Origin of the sequence: Bacillus mesophilum (assembly GCF_008923265.1) — a bacterium.
GTDB classification, from domain to species: domain Bacteria; phylum Bacillota; class Bacilli; order Bacillales; family Cytobacillaceae; genus Cytobacillus; species Cytobacillus mesophilum.
The window spans coordinates 586,385-611,772 of the sequence record NZ_WBOT01000003.1; the positions used below are offsets into that span (position 1 = coordinate 586,385).

Annotated in this window: 27 protein-coding genes, 1 pseudogene and 1 riboswitch; of the genes and pseudogenes, 20 read left to right on the forward strand and 8 right to left on the reverse strand. The window is 39.5% G+C overall.

All coding sequences use genetic code 11. The features are described 5' to 3' along the window. The first annotated feature begins 14 nt into the window (after window positions 1–14). From F7732_RS12455 to F7732_RS12485, 7 genes are all read left to right on the forward strand, one after another. Window positions 15–647 (forward strand): class I SAM-dependent methyltransferase, encoded by a 633-nt coding sequence (locus F7732_RS12455; RefSeq protein WP_151574286.1) that lies wholly within the window; start codon window positions 15–17, stop codon window positions 645–647. A gap of 105 nt (window positions 648–752) precedes the next feature. Next, window positions 753–1,598, forward strand: coding sequence for a DUF72 domain-containing protein (locus tag F7732_RS12460; protein WP_151574288.1), 846 nt, complete (start codon window positions 753–755; stop codon window positions 1,596–1,598). A 94-nt stretch (window positions 1,599–1,692) separates the two neighbouring features. Beyond that, a complete protein-coding gene (locus F7732_RS12465) occupies window positions 1,693–1,995 on the forward strand; it encodes a YunC family protein (RefSeq protein ID WP_151574290.1) in 303 nt (100 codons plus the stop codon). A gap of 278 nt (window positions 1,996–2,273) precedes the next feature. Then, a complete protein-coding gene (locus F7732_RS12470) occupies window positions 2,274–3,365 on the forward strand; it encodes an HD-GYP domain-containing protein (RefSeq protein ID WP_151574292.1) in 1,092 nt (363 codons plus the stop codon). A gap of 84 nt (window positions 3,366–3,449) precedes the next feature. Further along, window positions 3,450–3,671, forward strand: a riboswitch (Lysine riboswitch). A gap of 117 nt (window positions 3,672–3,788) precedes the next feature. Next, a complete protein-coding gene (locus F7732_RS12475; protein WP_151574294.1) occupies window positions 3,789–5,363 on the forward strand; it encodes a Na+/H+ antiporter NhaC family protein in 1,575 nt (524 codons plus the stop codon). 333 nt (window positions 5,364–5,696) lie between these two features. Beyond that, a complete protein-coding gene (locus F7732_RS12480; protein WP_151574296.1) occupies window positions 5,697–7,208 on the forward strand; it encodes a sodium-dependent transporter in 1,512 nt (503 codons plus the stop codon). Continuing rightward, window positions 7,208–7,315 (forward strand): MetS family NSS transporter small subunit, encoded by a 108-nt coding sequence (locus F7732_RS12485; RefSeq protein ID WP_151574298.1) that lies wholly within the window; start codon window positions 7,208–7,210, stop codon window positions 7,313–7,315. Before F7732_RS12480 ends, F7732_RS12485 begins: the two co-directional genes overlap by 1 nt. 95 nt (window positions 7,316–7,410) lie before the next feature. Here F7732_RS12485 and F7732_RS12490 read toward each other — a convergent pair whose 3' ends face one another. After that, on the reverse strand, window positions 7,411–8,391 hold the full coding sequence (locus F7732_RS12490) for a M23 family metallopeptidase (protein ID WP_240056610.1): 981 nt from the start codon (window positions 8,389–8,391) through the stop codon (window positions 7,411–7,413). A gap of 200 nt (window positions 8,392–8,591) precedes the next feature. Here F7732_RS12490 and lipA point away from each other — a divergent pair, with 200 nt between their 5' ends. Beyond that, window positions 8,592–9,509, forward strand: a complete 918-nt coding sequence (gene lipA, locus F7732_RS12495; protein WP_151574300.1) for a lipoyl synthase — start codon at window positions 8,592–8,594, stop codon at window positions 9,507–9,509. Window positions 9,510–9,557: 48 nt separating this feature from the next. Here lipA and F7732_RS12500 read toward each other — a convergent pair whose 3' ends face one another. Then, entirely contained in the window at window positions 9,558–10,178 is a 621-nt protein-coding gene (locus F7732_RS12500; protein ID WP_151574302.1) for a YhcN/YlaJ family sporulation lipoprotein, read from the reverse strand. Window positions 10,179–10,303: 125 nt separating this feature from the next. Between F7732_RS12500 and F7732_RS12505 the strand changes: the two genes are divergently transcribed. After that, complete coding sequence (locus tag F7732_RS12505) at window positions 10,304–10,579, forward strand: YutD family protein (protein WP_066442777.1); 276 nt, start codon at window positions 10,304–10,306, stop codon at window positions 10,577–10,579. Between the two features lie 94 nt (window positions 10,580–10,673). Here the strand turns inward: F7732_RS12505 and F7732_RS12510 are convergent, their stop codons facing one another. Then, the gene (locus F7732_RS12510; protein WP_151574304.1) at window positions 10,674–10,961 is read right to left on the reverse strand and encodes a cytosolic protein; all 288 of its coding nucleotides are present in this window, start codon (window positions 10,959–10,961) and stop codon (window positions 10,674–10,676) included. A gap of 81 nt (window positions 10,962–11,042) precedes the next feature. Beyond that, window positions 11,043–11,309, reverse strand: a complete 267-nt coding sequence (locus tag F7732_RS12515; protein ID WP_151574306.1) for a DUF3055 domain-containing protein — start codon at window positions 11,307–11,309, stop codon at window positions 11,043–11,045. A gap of 184 nt (window positions 11,310–11,493) precedes the next feature. Between F7732_RS12515 and F7732_RS12520 the strand changes: the two genes are divergently transcribed. The 3 genes from F7732_RS12520 to F7732_RS12530 are packed head-to-tail and all read left to right on the forward strand — an operon-like array spanning window position 11,494 to window position 14,049. Further along, window positions 11,494–12,801, forward strand: a complete 1,308-nt coding sequence (locus F7732_RS12520; RefSeq protein WP_151574308.1) for an EAL domain-containing protein — start codon at window positions 11,494–11,496, stop codon at window positions 12,799–12,801. A 17-nt stretch (window positions 12,802–12,818) separates the two neighbouring features. Beyond that, complete coding sequence (locus F7732_RS12525; protein WP_151574310.1) at window positions 12,819–13,256, forward strand: DUF86 domain-containing protein; 438 nt, start codon at window positions 12,819–12,821, stop codon at window positions 13,254–13,256. Window positions 13,257–13,284: 28 nt separating this feature from the next. After that, window positions 13,285–14,049 carry a TIGR01457 family HAD-type hydrolase gene (locus F7732_RS12530; RefSeq protein ID WP_151574312.1) on the forward strand — a complete coding sequence of 255 codons (765 nt, stop codon included), beginning with the start codon at window positions 13,285–13,287 and terminating at the stop codon, window positions 14,047–14,049. Window positions 14,050–14,103: 54 nt separating this feature from the next. Here F7732_RS12530 and F7732_RS12535 read toward each other — a convergent pair whose 3' ends face one another. Further along, window positions 14,104–14,604 (reverse strand): phosphatidylglycerophosphatase A family protein, encoded by a 501-nt coding sequence (locus F7732_RS12535; RefSeq protein WP_151574314.1) that lies wholly within the window; start codon window positions 14,602–14,604, stop codon window positions 14,104–14,106. 198 nt (window positions 14,605–14,802) lie between these two features. On the opposite strand from F7732_RS12535, the gene yutH reads away from it, so the two are divergent. From yutH to thrB, 4 genes are all read left to right on the forward strand, one after another. After that, window positions 14,803–15,810: a spore coat putative kinase YutH gene (gene yutH / locus F7732_RS12540; RefSeq protein ID WP_151574316.1), complete on the forward strand. Its 1,008-nt coding sequence runs from the start codon at window positions 14,803–14,805 to the stop codon at window positions 15,808–15,810. Between the two features lie 189 nt (window positions 15,811–15,999). Next, the gene (locus F7732_RS12545) at window positions 16,000–17,298 is read left to right on the forward strand and encodes a homoserine dehydrogenase (protein ID WP_151574318.1); all 1,299 of its coding nucleotides are present in this window, start codon (window positions 16,000–16,002) and stop codon (window positions 17,296–17,298) included. Then, window positions 17,295–18,356, forward strand: coding sequence for a threonine synthase (gene thrC, locus F7732_RS12550; RefSeq protein ID WP_080844230.1), 1,062 nt, complete (start codon window positions 17,295–17,297; stop codon window positions 18,354–18,356). The genes F7732_RS12545 and thrC overlap by 4 nt, the downstream gene beginning before the upstream one ends. Next, entirely contained in the window at window positions 18,353–19,279 is a 927-nt protein-coding gene (thrB, locus tag F7732_RS12555; RefSeq protein WP_151574320.1) for a homoserine kinase, read from the forward strand. Before thrC ends, thrB begins: the two co-directional genes overlap by 4 nt. A gap of 16 nt (window positions 19,280–19,295) precedes the next feature. On the opposite strand, the pseudogene F7732_RS12560 reads toward thrB, so the two are convergent. Then, window positions 19,296–19,526, reverse strand: a pseudogene (locus F7732_RS12560) (NifU family protein); the annotation flags it as partial. Between the two features lie 159 nt (window positions 19,527–19,685). On the opposite strand from F7732_RS12560, the gene F7732_RS12565 reads away from it, so the two are divergent. After that, window positions 19,686–20,009, forward strand: a complete 324-nt coding sequence (locus tag F7732_RS12565) for a YuzD family protein (protein WP_151574322.1) — start codon at window positions 19,686–19,688, stop codon at window positions 20,007–20,009. A gap of 563 nt (window positions 20,010–20,572) precedes the next feature. Here F7732_RS12565 and F7732_RS12570 read toward each other — a convergent pair. Further along, window positions 20,573–21,640, reverse strand: a complete 1,068-nt coding sequence (locus tag F7732_RS12570; RefSeq protein WP_151574324.1) for an NAD(P)/FAD-dependent oxidoreductase — start codon at window positions 21,638–21,640, stop codon at window positions 20,573–20,575. A 380-nt stretch (window positions 21,641–22,020) separates the two neighbouring features. Between F7732_RS12570 and F7732_RS12575 the strand changes: the two genes are divergently transcribed. Next, a complete protein-coding gene (locus F7732_RS12575) occupies window positions 22,021–22,260 on the forward strand; it encodes a YuzB family protein (RefSeq protein ID WP_151574326.1) in 240 nt (79 codons plus the stop codon). A gap of 104 nt (window positions 22,261–22,364) precedes the next feature. On the opposite strand, the gene F7732_RS12580 is transcribed toward F7732_RS12575, so the two are convergent. Then, on the reverse strand, window positions 22,365–23,051 hold the full coding sequence (locus F7732_RS12580) for a DUF2225 domain-containing protein (RefSeq protein ID WP_151574328.1): 687 nt from the start codon (window positions 23,049–23,051) through the stop codon (window positions 22,365–22,367). 274 nt (window positions 23,052–23,325) lie between these two features. Here F7732_RS12580 and F7732_RS12585 point away from each other — a divergent pair, with 274 nt between their 5' ends. Continuing rightward, window positions 23,326–23,688: a HesB/IscA family protein gene (locus F7732_RS12585; protein WP_151574330.1), complete on the forward strand. Its 363-nt coding sequence runs from the start codon at window positions 23,326–23,328 to the stop codon at window positions 23,686–23,688. Between the two features lie 146 nt (window positions 23,689–23,834). Then, entirely contained in the window at window positions 23,835–24,884 is a 1,050-nt protein-coding gene (locus F7732_RS12590) for a tyrosine-type recombinase/integrase (RefSeq protein WP_151574333.1), read from the forward strand. The last annotated feature ends 504 nt before the right edge of the window (window positions 24,885–25,388 follow it).

Below are 25,388 nucleotides of genomic sequence, written 5' to 3' on the forward strand. Positions count from 1 at the left end.
ATGGAGGGGATATTTTGAATAGAAGCTGGAATGCGATTATTTATAAATTATGGTCACCAATTTATGATCACGTCTTTAATAAAGGGATGTTTTTAAAAGCAAGAAAAGAGGTATTTAAAAATCTAAAATACAAGAAAGGAAGTAAAATCCTGTTAGTGGGGGCGGGTACAGGTGCAGATATTCCATTCTTCTTAGATAAGGGGTACGTGCTTACAGCAATTGATTACTCTGAAGAAATGCTGGCTGTTGCAAAAAGTAAGTTTAAGGACAAGTCCATAACGTTTAAAAAAATGGATGCGCAAAAGATGGAGTTTGAAGAAAATACATTTGATTTTATTGCAGCAAGCTTAGTTATTAGTGTTGTCCCCAAACCAGAAGATGCGCTTAGCGAAATTACAAGGGTATTAAAGAAGAATGGAGAAATTCTAATATTTGATAAGTTTGCTCCTGTAACTAAAAAACTGAATGTTGCACAAAAAATACTCCGTCCGATAATTAAATTACTAGGGACAGATATTGGTATAGATTTTCATGCACTTCTAAAACCTTTTGAAACTCAATTAGAATTGAAAAAAGACGATGCAGTAATGCTGAACGGAATGTATAGGAAAATATTATTAGTAAAACAGCTGCCAGGCAATCAATAGGGGAAAGTTTGCCTGCTGTAGTTATATATATAAGTTATGGATTTTGATTGACTCTATAAATTTAGGTTATATTTTATATAGAACACTGAGAGAGGGGGATATTCAATGATCATCATAGGTGTAACTGGGTGGGGAGATCATGATCAATTATATACGGGCCAAATAGCTGCACGTGATAAGCTGAAGGAATATAGCGCCCATTTTCCAGTCGTTGAAGTTGATTCAGCGTTTTACGCAGTTCAGCCTGTACGTAATGCGAAAAGGTGGACAGAGGATACCCCAGATGGTTTTCAGTTTGTTGTCAAAGCGTATCAGGGGATGACAGGGCATGAACGCGGTAAGATCCCCTTTGAGAGCAAGGAAGAAATGTTTTCAGCATTTAAAGAATCACTTCAGCCTTATATAGAGCGTAATAAACTGGCGATGGTCCTTTTTCAATTTCCGCCATGGTTTGATTGCCAAAAAAAGAATGTAGACTATCTGCGATGGTGCAAGGCACAGATGCGAGATATTCCATGTGCTCTGGAATTCCGCCATCAGTCATGGTTTAAGGAACACTTCAGGGAGAAGACGCTGCAATTTATAAAGGATGAAGATTGGATTCATACAATATGTGACGAACCGCAGGCAGGAGAAGGATCGATTCCGATCGTACTCGAAGCCCCGCGATCTGATAAGCTTCTTGTTCGTTTTCATGGCCGTAATGTCCATGGCTGGCAAAAGAAGAATCATGATAATTGGCGTGAGGTACGTTATTTGTATAACTATAATAAAGAAGAGCTTGCACAATGGGCTGAGTATATTCGAACACTAGAACAGAATTGTGAGCAAATTTATGTATTGTTTAATAATAACTCCGGCGGAGATGCTGCTGATAATGCTAAGCAGTTCATTGATATGCTTGGCATTGAATATAGCTGCTTAGCACCAAGGCAGCTCGATTTATTTTAGTGGCTGGTAAGTAGGCCTTCATAGGAGATTTCCCAGGTTCTACACTTTTTTTCTTGTACCATCATATGGTGTAAGGAAAGGAGTGGGGCAAGATATGATGAACTTAAGTCCTATAGAGATTGATGGCCATACATTCTTAAGTGTATCGGTGGAACTTCCTAAAACAAATTTACTTGTAGTTACAAATGATAAAGGGTATATCATGTGCGGAGCATTAGATGTGGCACTTTTAAATGAAAAGCTTAAAGATCGAAAAGTGATTGCAGGAAGAGCTGTTGGTGTAAAGACGATTGAACAATTAATTGAAGCGCCGCTTGAATCTGTCACATATGAAGCTGAAAACCTTGGAATTAAGAAAGGCATGACAGGCAGAGACGCTCTTTTAAAAATGATATAAATAACATATAGAAGCTGAGATTGCTATATGCAGTCTCAGCTTTTTTAGCAGGCTATATACTGATAATTAAGATTCAATCTCCATGGAAGAGAAAAATAGATAATTTATAAATTTTCTTTTGCTAGCTGCTGGAGGAATGATAATATATGATTAAGACTAAATTCCTGCTTTGGAATGCTCAAACTTGAATAATATGGGCAAACATGTAAAATATTGATGGATATAAGCGAAGAGTAGAATTAGAATGGATAACTTATAGATGAAAAAGAGGTTTTTTCATGAGATTAGTGTCAACAAAATCTGCCAAAATTGGCAGTGTACTAGGGAAATCCATATATAATGATAAAGGCAAAATCCTTTTAAATAAAGGAGTAAAGCTTGACGGAAGAATGTTATCCAGGCTGCAGAAAATGGGGATTACATATATATATGTAATGGACGAGAGAATGAAGGATATTGTTTATAAATCAACTTTGCCGGAAAAATTGCGCCGAGAAGCAATTCTTACGATTGAAGATACGTTTCGGCAATCAGCAAATGACCAGAATTTAGATAAATCCTTTGTTATAGATAAGGCTTCAAAGAATTTCTCCAAGCTGATCAGCACGCTCTTGGATGAGATAAAAGGAGATCAAAACCTCATTTCAATTATGTCTGACGTGTATACATATGATCATTATATTTTTTCTCATTCTTTGAATGTTACACTTTATTCCTTAGCGATTGGTTTACAGCTTAACTTCTCCCAAAAGGATTTAGAGCTGCTGGGTATGGGTGCGATATTGCATGATGTTGGGAAAATGCAGATACCTGAGAACATACTGTTAAAGCCCGGCAGATTAACGGAGGAAGAGTTTCTTCAAATCAAGAAACATGCTGAAGCAGGGTTCGATTTATTACGGGGAGTACATAGTGTCTCATTAATTGTGGCTCATTGCGCCTATCAGCATCATGAGCGTTTGAATGGAAGCGGATATCCACGAGGTATTTCTGGAGAAGATATCCATCCCTTTGCCAAAATTATCGCTGTCGCAGATGTTTTTGATGCTGTCACATCTAATCGCATTTATCGTCAAGCTATGCTTCCGCATGAAGGTATGGAAATCTTATATGCAGGGTCAGACACATTATTTGATGCAAAGCTGATTGAAAGCTTTCGGCAATCTGTGGCCTTATACCCAGTCGGGATGACTGTTGAGTTAAACGATGGAAGGAAAGGTGTTGTGATTCATCAAAATGTAGGTTTGTGCGATCGCCCTATTGTGCGGATTCTTGAAGAGAGCGGTTTAAGGGTTAAGGCCTATGAACTAGATTTAAAGCAAGACTTATCAATCATGATAAGCGGCTGTGATACAACATGGCAGAACTAGTGTTTATGGAGGAAAAGACCTCCATTGTCGAATGTTTATTATTTTGATATAATTATTCTAATTGAATATGAACCTTATCATATCCGATGGGGTAGAGGTGCAATATTCATTAGTAAGCTGTTTGAGGATGACAACAAAGAGAGCAGCTGAAAGGGAATGCTGCCGAAGTGGATAGCTGATGTCAGCGGCTATTTCGCTGGGGTTACCTTTAAGAGAGGTAACACTGTCATTGCAAGATTAGAAGAGTCTTTGCAGTTTTTATTGCATTCTTTTCGTTGACCCTTGCAATGGGGAGCTACAGATCGTAATGGAGAAGAATAGATTATCAAGAGTGATGATAGAGATTCTCTGCCATTGCTCTTTTTATTTTGTGCTCTTTTGCTATGCCTCTGCCGAATTGATTTCTAGGAGGATTAAAATATAATGGAAAATACAATATTTTCTCTGCTTCCGCCGCTTGTTGCAATACTTCTTGTTATTTTAACGAGAAGAGTGCTGCTTTCGCTAGGAGTAGGGATTATTACAGCAACAATTATACTTGCTGAAATGGACTTTCTTGAAGCTGGATCTATATTATGGGAAACCGTAAAAGGAATCTTTATTGATGGTGGAAGCATTAATACATGGAATATGTATATAATTTTATTCCTATTGATATTAGGGGTTATTACAGCATTCATCTCTATATCTGGAGGAAGCAGGGCTTTTGGTGAATGGGCAATGAAACGGGTAAAAACCCGGGCAGGTGCACAAATGATTGGTGCCATACTAGGGGTAATTATCTTTATAGATGATTATTTTAATGCACTTGCAGTTGGTCAGATTTCACGGCCGATTACGGATCGGCAAAAGGTTTCAAGAGCAAAGCTTGCTTATTTAATTGATTCGACATCTGCTCCTGTCTGTGTTGTATCACCTGTTTCAAGCTGGGGTGCGTATATTATTGCTTTAATCGGTACCATTCTTGCATCTCATAATTTAACGGACTATACAGCCTTTTCGGTATTTTTGCAGATGATTCCTATGAATTTATATGTGTGGACAACGCTGGCCATCGTTTTTATCGTAGCGATCAAAGGATTTGAGATCGGGCCAATGAAAAAGCATGAGATTCGGGCTGTAAGAGATAATCAGGTAATGGACCCTGAGAAGCCTGCACCTGGAAAATTAGAAGAAGATTTACCGGTTAGTACAAAAGGAACAGTTGGCGATTTAGTCTGGCCCATTATCGCCCTAGTTGCAGGTACCGTTGGGGCAATGATCTGGACTGGTTATCAGGCTGTAAAGGGAAATGCGACCATTTTAACGATATTTGAGAATACAGATGTCTCTAAATCTCTTGTACTCGGTGGTGTATTTGGATTAATTGTGACATTGCTGTTCTTTACAAGACAAGTAACCGTAAAAAAAGGAATTGAAGGCTTGATTGTTTTCAGAGGAATATGGAGCGGTATCAAATCCATGCTCCCGGCTATTTATATTCTTCTATTTGCCTGGGGAATTGTTGATTTAATTGGTCAGCTGGAAACAGGTGCCTACCTGGCTGGACTTGTTGAAAATTCAAATATGGAGATATCCTTTTTGCCTTTCCTTCTATTTATCATTGCGGGAGTAATGGCGTTCAGTACAGGAACTTCATGGGGCTCTTTTGGAATATTACTTCCGATTGCAGGTGATATTGCTGCAGCAACAGATATAAACCTGCTGCTGCCTGCAATGGCAGCTGTACTAGCTGGAGCTGTTTTTGGCGATCATTGTTCTCCTATATCAGATACAACGATTCTTTCGTCAACAGGAGCAGGATGCAATCATATCGACCATGTTCTTACACAGCTGCCATATGCCTTAATATCAGCAGCAATATCGGGTGTCGGATTCCTAGTCCTTGGTTTTACAGACAGTACGATCTTAAGTTTGGCCACCATTGCTCTATTACTGATTGTATTTACCTTTGTCGGCTCTTGGAAATTCAAGTTAGACATGACACAGATGAAATAATCATGATCATGAGTCTTCTCGTCTATAGCGGGAGGGCTCTTCTTTTTTATTGTATTTTTAAAATTTTCTGAAATATACAGAAAGAAATTCTCTTATATGCATACATATAGATTGAGAGGAGGAGGGACTGGGACTGCTGGGAATAAGAGAAGGTGAGCGCAATTGCTTTTCTAGTAACGAAAAATAAATAAATATTATGTCCCAAATAATGTTTTGACAGTGGTAGTAAAAGTATATATACTAAATTTATATTAAATTAAATAGTCTGAAAATATAAAAATTTCCAACTTGCGGAAAATTTAATACGGGCTATTGTAGGGGGTATAATAGACTATGGAAAGTCGTGCTCAATGGGGAACGAGAGCTGGTTTTATTTTTGCAGCAGTAGGGTCAGCTGTTGGTTTAGGAAACATTTGGCGTTTCCCGGCAGTTGCGTATGAAAATGGAGGGGGAGCTTTTTTTATTCCTTACTTATTTGCTCTTCTTACGGCAGGAATTCCGCTATTAATAATGGAATTTACGATTGGCCAGAAATATCGCGGCTCTGCTCCATTATCCTATGCAAGAATGAACAAAAAATATGAATGGTTAGGCTGGTGGCAGGTTGCAATTTCATTTGTAATCTCTACCTATTATGCAGTAATTATTGCTTGGGCCATGACGTATGCATATTTCTCATTTGATTTAAAATGGGGAGATGATCCAACATCATTCCTTGTTGGAGAGTACCTGCAAGTTGCAAATCCTGGAGAATTCGGCGGGATTGTTCCAGGCGTGTTCATCCCTTTAGTGATTGTGTGGATTATTACTCTGGGTGTGCTATTTAAGGGAATTAAAAAAGGAATCGAAGCTGCCAACAGAATACTTATTCCTGTACTTTTATTATTATTTATATTTGTCGTAATTAGAGCAGTAACATTAGATGGAGCAGCAGCAGGATTAGATGCATTTTTCACACCAGATTGGAGCCAAATAGCAAATCCTACTGTATGGGTAGCAGCTTACGGTCAGATCTTCTTTAGCTTATCAATTGGTTTTGCCATTATGGTTACTTATGCAAGTTATCTCCCTAAGAAGACAGATATTACGAACAATGCTTTCATTACAGGCTTTGCTAACTCGGGTGTTGAGCTATTAGCAGGTATTGGAGTTTTCGCTGCTTTAGGTTTTATGGCTTCACAATCAGGCGTAAATGTCAGTGAGGTTGTTGAAGGCGGCGTTGGTCTTGCCTTTATGGTCTTTCCGCAAATTATAAGTGAAATTCCTGCATTAAATGGTATTTTCGGAGCGTTTTTCTTCCTTTGTTTAATGCTTGCCGGCTTGACATCATTAATTTCAATTGTTGAGACATTTGTTGCTGGTTTAGTGGATAAATTTAAAATCTCCCGCAACAAAGCAGTAGTATTCGGTGGAGGATTTTCTGCACTAATTTCAATTATTTTTGCGACTCGCGGAGGTTTAAACTTCTTAGATGCAGCGGATTATTTTATTAACCAATTTGGAGTTGCTCTGGCAGGATTAGTGCAGGTTGTCATTGTTGCATGGGTGTTAAGAGAGTTGCCAAGTCTCCAAAAACATGCAAACAGCATGTCTGATATTCAATTAGGCGGCTGGTGGAAAGTGTGCTTAGGCATTATTACTCCTATTGTGCTTGGATATATGATGATACAAAACATCGTAACAAACATCCGGGAAAACTATGGAGATTACCCAACTAACTTCTTGATCTGGTCAGGCTGGGCTGTAGCGGTATTGGCTATCATTGCAGGATTCGTTTTAATGGCTCTTAAGTGGAATAAAGGGACAGAACTTGATGTTCCAGAAAACAAGGAGGTATCTCAATAATGTCTGGTGTATCTATTACAGTAATGATCATTGGGATGCTTATTATCTGGGGAGGACTTGCTGCAAGTATAGGCAATGCCATTTCCAAAGCAAAGAAAAGTAAATAGGAAATAGAAGAGAGTCAATTAGCCTGCTGAGGCGATTGACTCTCTTTTTTTAATAATAATCTTGTCTTAGACTAGGGGCTGCATCAACAATTATTCTATTTTCTCTTTCTCTCCTGCCGTTCCCACAGCTTTAAGTGTGGATATGGGTCATAGGACCATTCTGATATACCGTTGTCCTTGTACATTCCATAATGCAGATGTGGAGGGAATTTCCCGGATGTTCCAGGAGGTCCATATCCAGAGCTGCCGACACCGCCAATCATCAAGCCGGGTTCAACAATCTGTCCAACTTTTAGATCCTTTGCAAAGCCGCTTAAATGAGCATAGTAGTGATAGTTATTGTTGATGTCGCGAATGCCTACACGCCATCCGCCATACTTGTTCCAGCCTTTCATTTCCACAATGCCATAGGAGGTGGCTCTAACTGGGACACCGTAACCTGCAAAGATATCTGTTCCTTCATGTATTCTGCGGCCGCCCCATCCGCGTGCATCGCCCCAAGTATTTCGATAGCTGTATGTGCTGTTAAGGGGGACAGGAAAGGCATGCTCATCTAAATTTAGACGCCCGTAATGCTTATAAATATCTGCTTTCCCAATAATAATTCTGACTGCTTTATCTCTTTTATAGTAATTCCATAAGCCAATTTTTAAATTATCATGATCTGTTCCATACGCAAGAAGAAACTTAGCGAAAGAAAATAGAACATCTTCATCGCTCTTTAGACTCGCTTTCCCATCTCCATCCCCATCTGTGCCTAAACCGTTAAATAAGGCTATCGTTTTAGGATTTTCATCTTGTTTATTTGGATTTAATACGCCAGTCCATTGTTCCTCTTTAAAGTATATACCAGTCAAACCTTCCGCCTTAGGAATGTCTCGGCGAGCTTGACGAACATTTCTTTCATATTGATCAATGGCCGCTATATAGTACCACGGTATGTTTGTCACAGCTTCCGTTCGTGTATAAAGCTCCATCCTTTTAACGTATTCATTTTCATTTGATTCAGCGTATACATTTAGTTGAAATGCAGCAAAACATAAGACAGTATAAAGAATAATGTTAAAAAGACGCACATTGAACCTCCTTTCACTTTTTCTTTCGTAGTTAGTTTATGAAAAAAGACAAAAACAATAGATCATAATTTTTGGTAATGATAAAACTGTACTACTTGTCCTTGATGGGTGCATATGATACAGTGACAAGTGAAAGAGTATTTTGACATTACATATTGAAAATTGCGGTTTTAGTAATTTCTCAGGATGGAGTGAGTGTTTTGAGCAAAAAGGAAGAGTATTTGCGCAAGCCTGAATGGCTTAAAATAAAGTTGAACACGAATGAAAATTACACTGGTCTAAAAAAAATGATGCGGGAAAACAGCTTGCACACAGTTTGTGAGGAAGCAAAATGTCCGAATATTCACGAATGCTGGGCCGTCAGAAGAACGGCTACTTTTATGATTTTAGGCTCTGTTTGTACGCGCGCCTGCCGCTTTTGCGCTGTAAAAACAGGTTTGCCAACTGAACTGGATCTTCAAGAGCCAGAAAGAGTAGCTGATTCTGTTGCCTTAATGAATTTAAAACATGCTGTTATTACAATGGTAGCCAGAGATGATCAAAAGGATGGTGGAGCAGCAGTTTTGGCAGAAACCATAAGAGCAATCCGCAGGAAAAGCCCTTTTACCACTGTGGAAGTATTGCCATCCGATCTTGGAGGCGCAACTGAGAATTTAAAACTTGTAATGGATGCTAAGCCAGATATTTTGAACCATAATATTGAAACGGTCGAAAGATTAACTCCAAGAGTCCGAGCTCGTGCGAAATATCAACGTTCCTTGGAGTTTTTAAAGCAAGCCAAAGAAATGCAGCCTGAAATTCCTACCAAGTCCAGCTTAATGATTGGTTTGGGAGAAACAAAAGAGGAAATCATCGCGACAATGGATGATTTAAGAGCACATGATGTTGATATTATGACAATTGGCCAGTACTTACAGCCCTCTAAAAAACATCTGAAGGTTCTTAAGTATTATTCACCAGAAGAGTTCAATGAATTAAAGGAAATTGCAATGGAAAAAGGATTCAGCCATTGTGAAGCGGGTCCACTCGTCCGTTCTTCCTACCATGCTGACGAACAAGTTAATGCTGCTGCAAAACAAAGACAAGTTATGGGTGAAAAGCAGGCTCAACAAGCATAATATTTAGAAAATCAAGAGGCAGGCAGCCTCTTGATTTTTTCATGATAATTAAAGATTATTTTCATCCATTGATCCCTGATCTGGGTCTCCCTTTTTCTGTACACCCTGAGGAGATTTCTTCAGTTCCTTAATAAGCTGACTGATGCCGTAATCTGCATTTTCACTATTGGAATCCATAGTGGCATAACTTTCTACTGTTTTACGTAAATTTGTATTATCACTTACATATATGTGGTACCAGCTTGGAACAACTGACAAGGCCATTCTTTTGACCTGATCTGCTGTATAATTCCGATCTTCCGTATCTGCGTCATAAATAATAATGACTTCTTCATCTGTGACCAAAGTAGATACATCATCAACGTTTGGCACTTCGGTTGAATATTTACTGATTATATCAGCCAATTGTTCACGATCAATTGCAGCATAATGCTCATTGGCAACACTTTCTCCCAGAACCGGACTGCGCTGGTGACGTACATAGCCAAAGTCTTCACTGACATCATCACGGTCGCCTTCGTTTCCTTGATGATACAATTCAGCTCGCTGATCGTTTACATTAATGGTGTTGCCGCTTTCCTCATAAAGGTCATTTTGTGCACTATCGTTTTGACAGCCTGTTAGGGCAGTTAATCCACATAGACAAAGAAAAATAAATGTTTTTTTCATCATAAACACCTCCAGTACTATTAGAATTGCCTTATGTTTTATTTTTTTCTCTTAGTAATTGATGGAGAATCAGTTATAATTTAATTAACGAAAACAATTGAACTTGCTTCCAAAGAGGTGAAAGTATGATTTGCATTAATAATTTATGCTATGAAGTGGTTGAAGAGCAGCGCGATGGCTTTAATGAGGAAGCTTTCAAGGGCAGATTTAGTGAGATTTTAGCCCGATATGATTATATCGTTGGGGATTGGGGCTATGGGCAGCTGCGGTTAAGAGGTTTTTTTGATGATCAAAACCATAAAGCAACCTTCGATACAAAAATAAGCACGCTTACGGAATACTTATATGAGTATTGTAATTTTGGCTGTCCTTATTTTGTGGTTAAAAAGATAAGTAAATAACATATGTAATCATCACGTTGATTTCTTTGTTCTTAAACTAAAGCCCAAGAATTTTATAAAATTCTTGGGCTTTTTAAGGATATTCATTTTTTCATTAGGTTTCCGTATATGGTTGCTCTTCATTTACATCTGGATCATCATGTGTTGGGTGGGCGCCATCCATTTGTCTAGGCAAATTCTGATGAAGCGACTTAAACTCATAATTAAAAGCACTATAAGGGCGCTGCCCCTCTTCCCACGGTGTGCTTTTATTCTGGACAGGTTCAGTGGCATTAATAGGAGACCCGTACGGTCCCTCTGGCAAATCTTCAGGTATAATAAAATTTTTCTGTGTTTCTGCATTGGAAAAGTCTGTATATGCTTCTTGTTCTTTGTCAGCCATCATGAGATCACTCCAATGTAAAAGTAGCGAAGAAGCTCCGCATTAATAGCATTTGCGGCTTTACAAACATATATTCCAGTTTTAAATTACCTCATAAAGAAACGCACGCAGCTCGACAGCATCTTCCTCAGAAAGCTGGTAAATGGATTCAAGATATCCCTCTTCCTCCAGGTCATCGCTTCCGATAATCGCAAAACGGCTGCCCTGCAAGTCAAGGACAAGCTGTTTTCCATAAAAGCGGCTTGAACGGATTAACGCTAAGTCGAAGCGCTTATTTTCCCCCATAAAACTAATGAATCTGGTTTTTGTATCCTCAAGATCATCGTAAAGAAAAAAACGTTCAGACATTGCAAAATCTCCTTTAATTCTTATAATTACTCATCTCATTCTATATCTTAACAGATTTGTGGTATTTTAACGGGCAGGCTGAATAAAACAGCGTATTTTTAATGGAAAAAACCGCTAAAGTATGCATATTATGATACAATTGAATCAAAATAAATCGATGTTTGCTTCTGAGAGGAATGGGACAATGGCTGGTCAAATAATAAAAAAAGTAAAAGCGCTTTTTCAATGGGGAAAAATTCTTCTTCCGCTAAATCAGCTGCGCTATTTTCCACCAAGGTTTGTTATTCGTGACCCGATTGCAGAAGGTGTAAAAAAAGCTTTTAAAATGGATTTTGAAACTGCGGTGATCGTCTATAATATTAAGAATCTGCAGGAGCTATCTGATCAGCTTGGTGAAACAGAATATGTCCGTTTCATTAGCTTAATGAAAAAGGCCTTTCAACAGGTTATAGCACAGGAGGTAAATGACGATTTAATTGCATTGCATGACTATTATAGTGATGGATTAGCCTTATTTATTAGAGTAAATCATAATATACATAGCGTGTCTGATATTGACAGCACAATGAAGAAAATTCTGCGTGAATCAGAAAAAATGATGTTTCCTGAATTAGGGCAAATAAAGCCTAAATTCGAAACAGGATATATGTTTATTCAGAGAAAGCACTATTCTATACAAGAATCAATTTACAAAGCCCATCAGCAGGCAGTAGCAATGGCAGAAAAAAGAGTAAAAACAGAATTTAATGAAATGGTATACTCTATAAGCAAAATTATTTCCCAAAAAGATATACATATCCTTGCACAGCCGATTATTACCCTTGCAACAGGGGAAGTTAGAGCATGGGAAATGCTGACAAGAGGTCCAAAGGGAACAACATTAGAGAATCCGCTTCAGCTTTTCTCCGTTGCGAGACAAACTGGAATGCTATACAATCTGGAAATGATTGTTTTCGAAAAAATACTGAAGCAAATTATTGCTACAGGCTGTAAACAGGAGATTTTTATCAATTTCACGCCAATTACATTAGGCAATCAGCGATTTGTCAGAGATATAAAGGAGACGCTTCAAAGACATGATGAAATTTCTCCAAAGCAGATGATTTTTGAAATCACTGAACGCGATTCAATTGAAGGGATGGACCATTTTATTTACAATATAAAGGTGCTTCGTACTCTAGGCTTTAGAATTGCTATTGACGATACTGGTGCGGGATATGCGAGCTTAAATTCGATTAGTGAAATTTTGCCGGATATTATTAAAATTGATCGTGCCGTTATTCAGGATATTGACAAAAATACAGTAAAAGAATCCTTGCTGAAAGGGCTGCTGCTGGTCGCAAAAGAAACGGGTTCAATTGTAGTAGCAGAAGGAATTGAGAGCAAAGAAGAAGAATCCGTCCTTGCACGAAATAAGGTAGACCTTGCACAAGGCTACTTGTATGCGCGTCCGGGTGTACTTAACAGATCTTTAGAAATCGCAATGGATTAAAAGGATAGGTGAGATAAATGTACTTTGTTGATCGCAACAAGATAGAGGACACACTACAGCATTATAATAACCATCTCCTGCTCTTCAAGCAGCAGTCTGAATGGACAACTCCGATTGAAAAGGCAGCACTGGAAAGAGTCACACATATTATGATTGAAGCGATTCTGGACACAGGAAATGCTATGATTGATGGTTTTATTATGCGGGATCCTGGAAGCTATGATGATATTATCGACATCCTTGAAGATGAAAAGGTTATTGAAGATACAATGAGCAGCGGAATGAAGGAATTCATTTCCTACCGTAAAATACTTGTGCAAGACTACATAAATATAGATCATCAGCAGCTGCTGATAAAGACCAAAAACAACTTACATATTTTAGAGATATTCCCTGAAAAAATCAGGAATTACTTAACAAATGAACTCGGACCTGTTTCGGCATTTAAAGAATAAGATTAAGACATCGTTAGGAGGCTGTATCGTGAAAAACTATAAAGGCTATATGATTGATTTAGACGGTACGATGTATAGAGGTACTGAATTAATTCAAGAAGCAGCAGATTTTGTGCAGAAGCTGAAAGAGCGGAATATACCTTATTTGTTTGTCACAAACAATTCTTCTAAAACTCCTGAGCAGGTTGCGGAAAAACTAACTGATTTCAGCATTTCAGCTCATAAAGATCAAGTATTTACAACAAGTATGGCAACTGCCAATTATATTGCCGAAAAGAAGAAAGATGCATCTGTTTATGTGATTGGAGAAGAAGGCATCAGAACAGCGATTGCCGAGCAGAATTTACGTCCTGCTGAGGAAGATGCTGAGTATGTTGTTGTAGGCATTGATCGAGCGATTTCTTATGAGAAGCTGGCAACAGCCTGTTTGGCTGTAAGAAATGGAGCTCAATTTATTTCTACAAACGGAGATATTGCGCTCCCGACTGAAAGAGGGCTGCTTCCTGGAAATGGTTCCATCACATCTGTTATAACGGTTTCCACACAGACTAAACCAACTTTTATCGGCAAACCTGAATCGATCATCATGGAACAGGCTTTAAAAGTGTTAGGTACAAGTTTGGAAGAAACTATAATGGTTGGAGACAACTATGATACCGACATCTTAGCAGGCATGAATGCAGGAATGGATACATTGCTTGTGCATACTGGAGTTACCACAAAGGAACTTTTGCTCGGCTATGAAAAGAAACCAACCTATGTATTAGATTCACTTGCACAATGGGAGTTTTAATATAAGAAAAGATGGAGCCTAAACTGCTCCATCTTTTTCTAGTTAACCTCTTATTTATTTCGCGCCTTTTGCACTGTGTGCAAGTCTGCTTGAAGCAGCAGCGGCAATAGCACCGACAATATCATCTAAAAATGTATGACATCTGTCAGAACTTTTATCATTAAGCGCTTTTAAAATTCCTGGCTTTAACTTATCGATATAACCGAAATTTGTTAATCCAATGGATCCATATACATTGACAATAGACAAGGCCAATACTTCATCCACACCATATAAGCCTTCATCAATTTCTATAATGGATTGCAGCGGTTCGAGCAGTTTCTTTTGTTCTGCAAGCATATCAAGCTGGATTCCTGTTAGAATCGCGTTTTGTACCTCTCTTTTCGATAAGACGCGTTCTACATTATCTACGCATGTATCCATTTGGAGGTTTGGATGATATTTTTCCTGGAGAAAGAAGACAAGTTCAGCGATGTCATTAATTTCTACTCCTCTTTCATGCAGCCATTTTCGAGCTGTCTTTTCGGTTAATGAAATTTCTTTTTCTTTACTCATTGCTGTCACCTTTTCTATTTATATTCTTCATCTATATACCCATTTTTCCAGTAATACACTTAAATAGCAAATTATAATGCCGCTGGAAATACCTCATTTTCATCTTTTCCCTGTTGAATGTACTTATACAAGTCATAAAGAAAGATTCTGCAATTTGAATCATACATATAACTATCATACGTGAAAGGGGACAATAATATGATTACAAGGCTATTAAACGAAATGTACGGGATAAAAGCTGAGGAAGAGATGAGAATTGGAAATTACCCTGCATGCAGATTTAATAATCAATATTATATGCTGGTGCCGGCTGATCATTTACAGGAAGATGAAATTATGGAGCTGGACCAAATTGCAGCACATCTCGTCAATAATGGAGAAAGACATGTGAGTACGTTTTTAAAAACAAAAGAAGGAAGAGAATATAGTAATTGGGAACAAGCGAAATATTGTGTTCTGGTCAATCAGCAACTGGAAAGAAGGAAGGGAATGAAATGCGGCAGAAAGCTGGCAAAATTTCATTACAGAGGAAGGTCGGTTTCCTTTCCTGTAAAAAAACTAAGCCGTATAGGTCAGTGGAAACAGATGTGGGAAACTCGATTAGATCAAATGGAAAAGGTATGGAATGAAATGTTATATCAAGAACCGGAAAGTGAGTTTGATCGTCTTTTCCTGGAATCATTTCCCTATTATATGGGCATCTGTGAAAATGCCATTCAGTTTCTTGTGGATTCTGAATTTGATGACGAGCCAACGATGAATGACAGCGGTACAGTATGTCATGGGCGCTTCACGTCAAAAACATGGTCAGGAGCTTATTACTTGAAGAATCCATTTGAGTGGGTTTTTGATCATAGCACACGCGACCTTGCCGAATGGACCCGTGAAAGGTATTTTTATAACATCAAAACATATGAACCTGAGCTAAAGCAATTTTTAAAGGAATATCAATCAATTAGCCCTCTTTCTTCGTTCTCATGGAGATTATATTACGCTAGACTGTTTTTTCCGCTTCATTATTTTGAATGCGTTGAAGCCTATTATAGTTCTAGTTCAGAACAGGAAAAACATATGCTTGAAGAACGCCTGGAAAAGTATCTGCAGCAGTCAGTTGACCATGAACGCTTTCTGGCTGGATTTTTTGAGTTAGCAGAGGTTCCGAGTAAACAATGGAATATTGCTGTGCCAGAATGGCTGTATGTGTAAAAGCAGGGGAATTTCCTCTGCTTTTATTTTTTGACCGCTGATTTTTATAATAATTGGACTGCTTTTTCCCCAATTAGACATAAGTTTTCTTAAAATTCTTATTGTAATGTAAGTTATTCAATATTATAATGTCTACTATATAAAAACAATTGTTCTTTTAAGGCGAACATTAAAAGGGGAGAAGACTGGATGAACGGAATCTCGATCGGATTATTAGGACTTGGAACAGTAGGTTCAGGTGTCGTAAAAATTATAAAAAATCATCAGGATAAACTGATGCATCAAGTTGGCTGCCCTGTTTCCATTAAGAAGATTCTTGTGAAAGATATACATAAACAGCGAGCGGTTGAGGTTGATTCTTCACTGGTCACAACAGACCCAGATGAAGTGATCAATGATGCAGATATTGATGTCATTATTGAGGTTATGGGCGGCGTCGAAGAAACAAAGGAGTATTTGCTGACCGCCTTAAAAAATCGGAAGCATGTTGTGACTGCAAATAAAGACTTAATGGCCGTTTATGGATCAGAATTACTTGCTGTTGCATCTCAAAATGGATGTGATTTGTTTTATGAAGCAAGCGTGGCAGGCGGAATCCCGATCTTAAGAGGGCTTGCCGATGGACTTTCTTCAGATCGTATTACAAAAATGATGGGGATTGTCAATGGAACGACCAATTTTATCTTAACAAAGATGAGCCAGCAAGGATTAGCCTATGAAGATGTGCTTAAAGAAGCCCAGGAGCTTGGCTACGCGGAGAGCGATCCGACTGCTGATGTAGAAGGACTTGATGCAGCAAGGAAAATGGCCATTCTATCTACTCTTGGCTTCTCAATGAATATTGATTTGGATGATGTAAAGGTGAAAGGCATTTCAAGTATTACGGAAGAAGATCTGGCATATGGAAAACAATTTGGCTATTGCATGAAACTGATCGGCATTGCTGAACGAGATGGTGAAAAGGTAGAGGTAAGTGTTCAGCCTACTTTGTTAGCCAAATCACATCCGCTGGCATCTGTGCAAGATGAATACAATGCAGTGTATGTGTATGGAGAGGCAGTTGGCGAAACGATGTTTTACGGACCAGGTGCAGGCAGTATGCCAACTGCAACAGCAGTTGTTTCTGATGTTGTTGGTGTTATGAAGAATATGCGCTTAGGGGTAAATGGCAAAAGTGCAGTGACGCCTCAATATGAGAAAAAATTAAAGAGTGCTGATGAAATTTTTTCTAAATATTTTATGCGCATTCATGTAAAAGACCAGGTTGGCGTTTTTGCTAACATTACAAGTATTTTTTCTGATCATCATGTCAGCTTCGAAAAAATTCTGCAGCTTCCCCTTGAAGAAGCGGGAATGGCAGAAATAGTCGTTGTCACACATAAGGCAGCATTAAGCGATTATGAAAATATTCTCGTACAGCTGCGGGATTTAGAACCGGTTCATACCATTAAAAGCTCTTACCGGGTAGAAGGAAGTGTAAAGTCATGAGATGGGAAGGCCTGCTAAAAACATACAAACAATATTTGCCGGTCAATGAGGAAACGCCGCTGCTGACCTTAAATGAAGGCAATACCCCTCTCATCCGCTTGGATAAGCTTTCTAGAGACTGGGGCGTGGATTTATATGTAAAAACGGAGGGAGCGAATCCGACTGGCTCCTTCAAGGACCGAGGCATGGTTATGGCTGTTGCCAAAGCAAAGGAAGAGGGCAGTGAGGCGATCATTTGCGCTTCAACAGGAAACACTTCTGCTGCAGCTGCCGCTTATGCAGCAAGAGCGGGATTGCGCTGTATCGTCGTTATTCCCGAAGGAAAAATAGCAGCAGGAAAGCTGGCACAGGCCGTCATGTACGGTGCTGAAGTCATTTCAATTGATGGAAACTTTGATGAAGCACTATCCATTGTTCGGAATATTGCAAAAGAGGGGCAAGTGACACTTGTTAACTCTGTTAACCCGTATCGGCTTGAAGGACAGAAGACGGCCGCATTTGAAATATGCGACGGATTAGGTGGCGCACCTGATGTATTAGCATTACCTGTAGGCAATGCTGGGAATATCAGTGCCTATTGGAAAGGTTTCAAAGAATACCATCAGGTGAATTCTACAGGACTCCCGAAAATGCATGGGATGCAGGCTGCAGGGGCAGCAGCAATCGTTCACAATCGAGTTTTTGAAAATCCAGAAACAATTGCTACTGCGATCCGTATAGGAAATCCAGCCAGCTGGGATTTGGCTTCAAATGCATTACAAGAATCCAATGGAAAGATTGATGAAGTAAGTGACGAAGAGATTCTTTCCATGTACCGGAAGCTTGCTTCGACAGAAGGTATTTTTGCAGAGCCGGCTTCATGTGCATCACTGGCAGGAGTATATAAACAGCTTCGCAATGGTGAAATTGCGCATAAAACGCAAATAGTTGCTGTATTAACAGGCAATGGTTTAAAAGATCCGGATACAGCAATGACAGCCAGTCTGATTCAGCCTGTACATCTGCCGAATGATGAAGATATTGTTGCTGCACATATCAAAGGAGCTGTCCATGTATGATGGAAGGGGAAATGCTGACCATTGAAGTACCTGCCAGTACAGCTAATTTAGGTCCAGGTTTTGATTCAATTGGATTAGCGCTTAATTTATATTTAAAGCTAGAGATAACACATTCAGAAACGTGGACAGTTGTTCCGCTTACAAGTAATTTAACAGACTTTCCGACTGATGAGAGCCATTTTATCTTTCAAATAGCCATGAAGACAGCAAAAGCATATGGGAAGGTTCTGCCAACATGTACATTGGAAATATCAAGTGAAATTCCACTGGCACGCGGGCTTGGCTCCAGTGCGGCCGCGATCGTTGCAGGCATTGAGCTGGCAGATGCTTTATGCAAACTTAAATTAAGCAAACAGGATAAGTTTGGCTTAGCTTCTGCATATGAGGGACATCCTGATAATGCAGGAGCCTCTCTGTATGGCGGACTTGTCATCGGAGTTATGATGGATAATTATACAGATGCAGTTGTTCTGCATGACTTGGATTTTGAAATCGTCGCTGCGATTCCACAGGAAGAATTGCTGACAAAAGAATCACGAAAGGTTCTTCCAAGCCACTTAAAGTTCCATGAAGCAGTGAAAGCTGGAGCAGTTGGGAATGTTCTCGTTGCTGCTTTGGCAAATGGACAATTCGAGCTGGCTGGGAAAATGATGCAGAGTGATTTGTATCATCAGCCTTATCGTAAAGAGCTTATTCCACATTTAGCCCATTTAGAGGAGAAAGCAATAAAGTACGGAGCATTTGGTGTTGCTCTAAGCGGCGCTGGCCCATCTGTTTTATGCTTTACCCGCTCTGGCTATTCAGCGGATTTAGTGAGGAAACTGAAGAAAGATATGCCGCTCCTGGATTTTAAGTCACTGCGAGTGGATCATGGCGGCAGCACAGTGATCATGTCGAATGGAAATAAAAAAGCGATGTCCTAAGACATCGCTTTTGTTATTAAAATACTTGTTCTACTTCTACTACGCCTGGAACCTCTTCTAAAAGAGCGCGTTCAATACCAGCTTTTAACGTAATTGTTGAACTTGGGCATGTGCCGCATGCGCCTAACAAGCGAAGCTTAACAATGCCATCCTCTACATCAACGAGTTCACAGTCGCCGCCATCACGAAGAAGGAACGGACGTAATTTATCTAATACTTCCTGTACTTGTTCATTCATAGTTGTTTGTTCTGCCATATGAAATCGACTCCTTTCCTACCTATATTATAATCAAATGCTTAGCAAAAATCTATTCTCAAACACGAATTTCCGCTCCTTGTAACTTTTTCATATGTTTCCTATATCGACATATTGTAAAATAGGAATTAGAAAAAAGGAGGCAGAAAGATGAACCGTAAAGTAGAAGTAACGATCTATGGAGCAGAGGTGCTGTGCCCAAGCTGTGTAAACTTGCCTTCATCAAAGGAAACATATGAATGGCTTGAGGCTGCTATATCACGTAAATACCCGGAACAGCCATTTACTATATCCTATGTTGATATTCATCAGCCGCCCGAAAACCAAGCAAAACAGCAGTTTGCTCAAAGAGTGATTGAAGAGGATATGTTTTATCCAGTTGTCTTAATTGAAGAAGAGATTGTTGGAGAAGGAAATCCGAAGCTAAAAACGATTTACGCTGAAATGGAGAAATACGGCTATACACCAGCTTAAAAAAGATTGCAGACATGTTCTGCAATCTTTTTTTACAGGGTTTATTCATTCTCGTCTTTATAGTCCATTTGAACATTAGTTGCGTTGTGGTCCGTAAGTGCATCGAACAATACGGCTTCATCAATCTTGGCGCTTTCTTCTGCCGTCATGCCGGCCGCTGGAATTGGCGTCGCTTGTTCGCCTTATACCTTTTCGATGATTGTCATAATAACACCGACTAAAACGATAACGATTCCAATTATTATTGTAATTTTGTTTCTCGTCGGAAACTCTTTAAATTTTGATATCATACGTTGTCCCCACCGTCCTTACCTTATTTTAACGCGTGTACCAATATGTAAGCAAGAGCTAACTCAAGAGAACTGCAGCTGCTCATGTACCGTATTGGATTCAAATAATGCCAATGTTTATTGGGTGTACTTAAAGATATAGGTAGTGCGAAATAAAAAAACCAATAAAAAAAGTGCAATCTGATATTTTTGATTGCACTTTTTGTTATTTAAATTATAGATAAAGATTGCTAAATCAACATTCTATATAACTAAATATGATTGATTGAAAAGTTATCCGTTATGATACTTATACATCCACAAAATCCCTGATTTCAAAAGGCGTGCAACCCGGCCTGTGATGGCACGGTCGGCAACTAGGCCAAATCCGTGTTTTTTACCGAGGGAGCCAAGTACACCTTTCAGTTTAATCGTAGGAAGTGATTCTGGAAGCTCTTCACCCTTCCAGCGCTTCACTAGAATCTGGACGATTTGCTCTGCCTGCCCTTCTGCAAGCTGTGCACTAGGCGCATGAGGGAGACTTGCACAGTCACCAACCACATAAACATGCTCATCTTCAGGCAGGTTGTGATGCTTAGTGAGCACGACGCGGCCCTGCTGATCCTTCTCAACTTCTAGAGAACGGACAATTTTATTGGGCTGAATGCCTGCTGTCCAAACGATTGCGTCCGAATGAACCGGTTCATCATGATTGTATAATACATTTTCCTCTACCTTGGTAATATTGGACCCACTGACAATTTCCACCCCGTGTTCAATGAACCAATTTTCAACATAGGTGCTCAGACGCTCAGGAAAGGCAGAAAGGATATGTTTTCCGCGGTCAAAGAGCTTTACATGCAGATCCGGTCGGCTTTCGTATAGCTCAGAAGCAAGTTCAACTCCGCTTAAACCTGCTCCGACAATAGAAACAACTGACCCTGGAGCAAGATTGTTCAGCTTTTGATAGGTTCTTCGCGATTTTTCAATGGTCTGGATGCTATCTGTATAAATATCGGCTCCAGGAACATTGTGGTATTTATCCTCGCAGCCAAGACCTATGATTAGATCATCATATGACACTGCTTTTTCTTCCTGCAAATATACCTTTTTTTCTGCTAGATTAATATTCGTTATTTCTCCGTACTGAATGCGCAGCCTGGGATGCTCCGGGTAGGCAACGCGCACATGCTGATCTGATATAGTACCAGCAGCCAATGCATAATACTCAGTTTTTAAACAATGATAAGGTACACGGTCAATTAATGTGATTGTCACATCATCGGGAAGCTGATTTGGAAGTAGACGAGCGAGTACCCGCATGCCTCCATAACCTCCCCCTAAAATCACGAGATTTTTCATGGAAATTACCCCTTTGTCCGTACTAAAGAAAATGGTCAGATTACTATTTAATATTTCTACAAAAAAAATGAGAGGCCGAATGAAAAAGTGCCATATAGGGCTCTCTTCGGCAATAATTCTGCTATTAAGCAGTTCAGATTATATATAAGAATATGAAACATAATTCAATAAAAAGTATAACGAAATTACGGTTAAATCACAACATATATCGGTGTATTATTCATATTAGGAAGCATAAAACGCTTTCTTTAAGCTGCGAATATCTTAACCTGCTTATTTAGGTTATGCTTTTTTAGAATAATTTCACCAGCGTTTGAACTCAAAAGCTTGAACAAGTGCATTAAAAAAGGTAGATTAAAGATTGTAGTGAGGTGAGGAACATGATTAAGCCTATTATTGAATTCTGTGTCAGTAATCTGGCAAGCGGTTCATACAAAGCTTTAGAAGAGCTTGAAAAAGATTATGATCTTGATGTGATTGAATACGGCTGTCTTGGCTATTGCGGAAAGTGCTCTGAGCATATGTTTGCGCTTGTGAATGGTGAAGTAGTAACAGGGGAAACAGCTGAGGAGCTTGTAAGCAATATATATCAATTCTTGGAAGAAAATCCAATGTTTTAAATAGATGAAAAGCTGGTCCCTTTTAAAAGAGGATCCAGCTTTTCTTTACATGTTCAAAAATATGGGAATGAACCAAGAAGTTAATCTTTTAGTATAGATGCCTCTTAGATTTTTTCTTTCATCCGCATGGTTTGCCACTGCTCACGCGCCATTTCTATGATTTTAGGTTCAGTGCTTCTTTTTTGCTGTTCTAATACTTTAGAAAAGTATTGAATGGCAAGTTCATTCTGGTTTGTTCTTCTTGCTAACTCTGCAATTAGATACAAAACACGTATTTCGGAAATTTTTGATCCTCTAAAATCCTCATTAGTATAGGAAGCAAGGTAATTGTCAATCGCAAGTTTTAAAAAACGCTGTTCCTGCTCTTCGTTGGCCTCTAATCGATATAGCCAGGCAAGTCTCATGTTAAGGCCGGCAATTGTAATCATCTTCTCTTGCTTTAAAATCGCACAATAAATAGCCAGCTTATATGTGGAAATCGCTTCTTCGGTCGTTCTAATGCCGCTATAGCTTCTTTCCGCCCAACGGTCACACACTTCTGTTTGGATTTTATCTTCTGTTCCTGGCGGGAATAAAGAAACAAAATCCTCTGAGTAAGAAAAGCCGCAGAAAGGGCATGTTTGAATATAGTAAAGCAGCGGATTACTTGAGCTGGCAGAATAGCGGGGAAGAAAGTCTGAATCATACCCATCAACTTTAATAAACCGTGAACGCACCCTTTTACTCGTGAAAACCTGCTGGCACTTAATGCAATTATATTGTTTATCATATGTAGGTTCGATTTGATTCATATGTCTTTCCTCCTGTTTTTCGGCCTGGGTATTATAGTTCTATAGTATCATATAAATGAAGCTGCGAGAGGAAAAAGCGCTTGTTTTTTATGTGAAAAAAGTAGTGGTTTATACCCAATAAAATACACCTGGATTTGTATATGTAACACAGATTGGTGTATGTGAATAATGGATTCAGTATTTATTCTCTCTGCAATAAACAAGATTAGTTGAGGAACATAAAAATACTGTATATACTAAAAGGAAAGGCATTTATTTTTAAGGAGGGTTTACGATGAATGAAGTTGTCATTTTAACGGAAGCCGCTGCTCTTCATATAAAAGACATGATGAAACATAATGAGGAGGAGAACGCTTTTCTGCGTGTGGCGGTAAAAGGCGGAGGATGCAGTGGTTTATCCTACGGCATGGGCTTCACTCATGAACAAGAGGAAAAGGATCTTTTCTTTGAGCAATTTGGCATTCCAGTCGTAGTAAGTTCAGAGGATGCACCGATTTTAAATGGTACAAAAATTGATTTCAAACAAAGTATGATGGGCGGCGGGTTTACCATTGAAAATCCAAACGCAATTGCAAATTGCGGTTGTGGTTCATCATTTAGAACAGCAACAAACGTTGGTACACCTGAGGAATGTTAATCGGTCAGTGAGCGGTAAGTTAAGCGGTGGGGATGACGTATTTACCTCGCCGGGGGTTACGTAATCAACCCGTCGCCAAACTGTTATCTACTCGTATATAAGACGCTTCTTAACGTATTTAACAATGCGTTAGGAGGCGTTTTTTTATGTCAACGGATAGGACGATCAAGAAGCGTAGGGGAAAGGTGGACAAGCGCGCAAACCCGTCGCTGGACATTCAGCCAATGGCGTTCGAGCCTGCGTTTAACTACTTTATAACCGCAAAGATAGGCGAAGGCATTCGCAAAAGAACCAAGGAGGACTATTCGAATACCTGGCGATATTTTACCGACTGGATAAACGAAGAAAACTATGATGCGAAGTATGTTCATGAGATTACGCCGGAAATGGTACGCACCTATATTCACTATTTGACAGTAGAGGCACCGCGATATAAAGGTCACAAGTACATAAACAACGATCAAGGAAAAGGCCTATCGTCAGCAACGATTAATATGCGGATTCGTTCGCTAAAGGTGTCGTTTAACTTTTGGTATAAAGAAGGATTTCTGCATAAAAGTCCGATGGATAACGTTAAGTGTCAGAAGGTTGACGAGGATAAAATCGAATCATTTACGGACGAACAAATAACGGCGCTGCTTGGAGCGTGCGATCAGCGGACGTATGTCGGCTTTCGGGATTATGTATTTCAATTTCTTCTCTTAGATTCCGCAATGCGCATAAATGAAGCGTTATCTATTAAACCAGATGACATCGATATGAAAACGCGGACTATTACGCTAGAGGCACGGTTTAATAAAAACAGGCGAGCCCGTTTAATTCCTTTGAGTCCCGAAACGCTGAAGTTATTGCTCGAATTAATTGACGAAAATAATTCGCACTTTCCTGGCTCAAATAAGGTGTTCTTATCGTGCTACGGTGAGGAAGTAAGCGACACACAAATGAATAAGCGTTTGAAGTATTACGGAGATATGACCGGAGTAGGAAAGGAGATTCGCTCAACAGCGCACACATGGAGGCATACCGCAGCAAGGCAGTACATTTTGAACGGCGGGGACCCGTATACGCTTATGCGATTACTAGGGCATAGCTCCATTCATATGACGCGCCGATACGTGCAGATGACGGCAGACGATGTTCGTATAAAGCACGATCAATTCTCGCCGATTAAAAAGTTTCGCACGAAATTACGTTAAGTAATCCGAAAACTAAATACGGACAAATAAAAAAGTCACTTCCATAATGTTATTGAGCGCCAACTCGATAACGGAAATGACTTCGCCTGCTGCTTCCCAACAGGTTTTGTATGTCTTTATTATAACTTATCTGTTTTCGCAAAATCAAGCGGAAACGTTAGGTTTCTTTAGACATGCGCAGGCATTTGCCGGTCGTGGAACGCCTATTAACACGACTTAAATCGAAACTTGACCGGTCAGCTGGGGCCGATGCATTAACTCTAGCGCTTCACATAAAACAGCGATCCTTCTGCGCTGCGTGACGGTCTAGGTGCGAGCGACCAGCGACAAGCGAACGGCTCGGCGGTTATCGTTGGCGTTAAGGCGCTAGGGTGCTGCGGCAAGTGAAGATGCGAGGACGTCCTCGTATTTGACCACGTACAGGGGCGATATTGTACGAGCTGCAGTCGGTCGAAAGATCGGAAGTTCAGAAGGGTTATACCAAACGGATACTCGTCGAACCGA